The 3,737-nt window shown below is 43.1% G+C and carries 1 protein-coding gene and 2 pseudogenes; 1 reads left to right on the forward strand and 2 read right to left on the reverse strand.

Annotated features, from left to right (window positions below; genetic code table 11):
- Positions 1-323, reverse strand: a pseudogene (locus V7D75_RS11320) (methionyl-tRNA formyltransferase); the annotation flags it as partial.
- Positions 324-485: 162 nt separating this feature from the next.
- On the opposite strand from V7D75_RS11320, the gene V7D75_RS11325 reads away from it, so the two are divergent.
- Positions 486-3,419: a response regulator gene (locus V7D75_RS11325; protein ID WP_333614638.1), complete on the forward strand. Its 2,934-nt coding sequence runs from the start codon at positions 486-488 to the stop codon at positions 3,417-3,419.
- A gap of 57 nt (positions 3,420-3,476) precedes the next feature.
- Here the strand turns inward: V7D75_RS11325 and V7D75_RS11330 are convergent.
- Positions 3,477-3,737, reverse strand: a pseudogene (locus tag V7D75_RS11330) (riboflavin synthase); the annotation flags it as partial.

The following is a 3,737-nucleotide window of genomic DNA, read 5'->3' on the forward strand; positions in this document are numbered from 1 at the left end:
ATGCCTTCGGTGCTGGACTTTTTGAAAGTAGCAGGCTGCTCAACCATAATGTCATTGGCCAAAGCAACTTGCTTGACCGCAGACGCCGCCAGTTTTTGTCCGCGGCCCGCTTTGCGGTCAGGCTGAGTATAAACGGCAACGATATCTATATTCAGCGCTTCTTGCTGCTCGATAAGCGCCTCAAGACTAACCGCTGCAAACTCTGGGGTGCCAGCAAATATCACGCGCAGCGATTTAGCAACAGATGGCACTTTGATAGTGGCGCTTTGCTGAGGTTGAGTGGCGTTAATAGGTAAATCAGATTGTGCAGCAGGTGTTGTCATAGTCAGGCAGTATTTATGGTTAATTTGTCTATTATAGGTGAGTTTGTAGCGTTGTGCCATGATTGTAATAGCAGCAATCAAGCGCTATTAATCAGGCGTTTTATCTTTATAATGGTGATTAAGATTAGTAACTTATTCCTCAGAAAAATGTAGCCAAATTTTATGCAACAATTTAAGTCTCTACAACGACTGCTGATTTTTTATACACTGACATTATTAGCGATGTTGGCAGTGTATTACGGCACCATGTTTTATGAGATGAGGCAGCATAATGAGCAGCACAGTATCCAAAGCTTTTATAATTTACAGCACGAGATAACCCAGCTCTCAAACCCTACAAACTTAGCAATTAAAAAGATATTACAAAAGCCTTTTTTAAAGGATATGAGCTATCAGCTAATTTTTATGATGCCTTCTGGGCAAACCTATATACACCGACGTACCCGCCCTGATGAACGAGAGTTTACTGGCATCACCTTCCCCAACGTTATCACTTCCTTGCCCTCTGATAGCAATCATCATAGTGCCTACGAGCTAAATAATCGCAATCTGGTTGGCACCATTGAGCTTGAAAGTGGTCATAAGGTATACCTGATACTACGGCATGAACCGCTTGATATCAATTGGATGTCGTATCGCTATTGGCTGCCACTGATGACAGCCATCTTACTATTTGCTATGGCCTTACTCTATACCCTAAAGCGGCGTGCTAACTGGGAGCAACTGCTCATTTATACCGATGAGTTAAGTAGCCATGCTAAGGATGGCTATGTCACACCGCCGTTTATCGAAAAGAAAACCACAGATGAATTTTTGCGTTTGGGTCACGCGCTGAGCCGTATCAGTTATCAGCTGCACAGCAACCATCGGCGCATTACCACTCTAAAACATCGTTTAGAGCGTTTGGTCGATCATGCGCCGCTGCCGATGCTGATGATTATGAGACATGGCCAAATCAGCTTTTTTAATCAACGCTTTGAGCAAGTATTTGACACCACCTTTCACAGCGATAGCAACTATCAACTGACCGATTTTTTCTTTACTAAAGACGAATCAACCCAAGCCCTGCTACAAAAGCTGGCGGATTTGCGGGTCACGCGCACGCTACTGGTTTATGGTTTGCATAATAAAAAAGCTTATCAGTTGCATATCACGCCGTGGTTTGGCGAACACGGGCAGGTGCATGGTTTTACCGTCCTCCTAAATAATATTCACGAACTTGTCGAACAGACCGCGCATTTGGAGAAGCAAAACCGTCAACTACAACGTCAGCTTGATGAGTTTGAAGCACTTAAATCGACGATGGGGCATCGTTTACGCCTGCCGTTAGAAGCCATGATTGACACGTTAGAGCCTATCAATCCCGATAATCTGAGCGCTAAGCAACATCAAATCGTTACGACTTTGACTCAAACCAGCCATTCTATGCTGACTATGTTGAATGACATGTTAGATATAGGAGAGATAGAGGTTCGTACATCCCGTCTATCTATTGAAGCAGTAGATATCTATAAGCTTGGTCAACAAGTCAGTCAATCGATGGTAGAAAGCTTAAGGCAGCACGGACTTGAGCTCTTGTATTTTTTCGCACCTAACAGCCCGCGCTGTATCGATACCGATTATAGGCGCTTGCGGCAAATCCTACGTAATCTATTAGATAACGCCATTAAATTTACCAATTCTGGCTATGTGTCACTTACCATCGACGCGGTGACTCATGCGCACATAGCTGATATCAAAAGTACCAGTATAGGCGAGGTGGATAAAGAGCACATATCTAATAACAGCCATGATACTAATCACGACAATCTAGATAAATCAAACACTATCACTCAGCCATCGCACGACTGGATTCGGTTTAGTATAAAAGACAGCGGCACAGGCATCGATATCGCAAAGCAGCACCAACTGCTGACGTATTTTAATGAAAGCAACAGCCAAAATAGTATTCACATCAAAAACCGACCTATTAACTACGCGCACAAAAACAGCGCCATAAAAGGGCTCGGATTAAATGACGTTAATAGCTTCGCTAAACTATTAGGCGGCTTTATTGAGATAAAAAGCACGCTTAATAAAGGCAGTACTTTTAACCTGTATTTGCCTTGTAGGCGACCAGCCTATCAGCCTATTTACCACTCTAATCCGCAATTGACTTATATTCATCTTATTGCCGTCATTAAACAACCGCTGCGAGCCAGGCATTTAGGCGATTTATGTGCTTATTTATCTATCCCAGCCACTATTTCCACTTCTATAGATAGAGTGGCCCTTGAGCAAATAAATAATAAACTGGCGCAAGATGCGCAAAGACTGGCGCCAGTTTTGCTCTTAGATTATGAATATTATGAAGACATCACGCTCGCGTTATTACCTCAAATAAACATTGATGATAAAAATATAGACGCTGAAAATAAATTGGAGAAATCAGAAGATAAAGCACGTATAGATATCGATAAACAGCAGGCTCTAAATAGCTTACTGTCTAATACTGCGCTGCCAAAAATATTGGTCAGTATGAAAGCTGAGCGACGCATTCCCTCTATGTTACTGGATCAATGTGACGGTTTTTTAAACAAACCACTCGATGTGGCATTATTACTCTCTGAGTTACTGCGACTAACCCTACCCGTTAGACAAACACTGCTACCGCAAACAACTGGCCAAGAAAACAATCAGCAAAGCCGTAGCCAGTTAGGCGCAGATGACGCCGCTCTTGAAACGTTAGCGCCACTGATTTTAGTGGTAGAAGACAGCCCAACCAATCAAAAAATAGCTTGTAAGATACTAGAAAAGATTGGCTATCGCAGTATCGTGGCAGAAGATGGGCAGCAGGCGTTAGACAAATTGCAAGCGCAGCGTCAGGAAATTGCGCTTATTTTGATGGACTGCCGGATGCCCGTGATGGATGGACTGCAAGCGACCCAAGCGATTCGCGCACAAGGCGATGATATTCCAATCGTCGCGCTAACCGCAAATAATAGCGAAGAAGATAAAATCGCCTGTTTACAAGTGGGCATGGATGAGTTTTTGGCCAAGCCTATTAATAAACAAAAGCTAAAAACTGTTTTGCAAACGCTGATTAAAAACCAATAAGCGTTTGCAAGATCTGTTTTTTATAACAGCTTGGTGATGATTTTGGCTATTTAACCCTTATTTCATAAAACCATTCTCAGCTAAAAACGCCTCAGTAATCGTACTTTGCGGGCTGCTAGCATGGGCAGTATCCGCTTGCGACTTGCTTAGTAAACGCTCTAAATAGCGCGCTACAATATCGACCTCAACATTGACTTTACTACCTACCAGCCAATGCTGGGCAATATTGGTGACTTGCGCGGTATGGGGAATGATATTGAGCGAAACGATATTATCGCGGACTAAATTGGTGGTGAGACTGATACCATCAAGGGTAAT

This window comes from Psychrobacter sp. (assembly GCF_036731945.1).
Lineage (GTDB): Bacteria > Pseudomonadota > Gammaproteobacteria > Pseudomonadales > Moraxellaceae > Psychrobacter.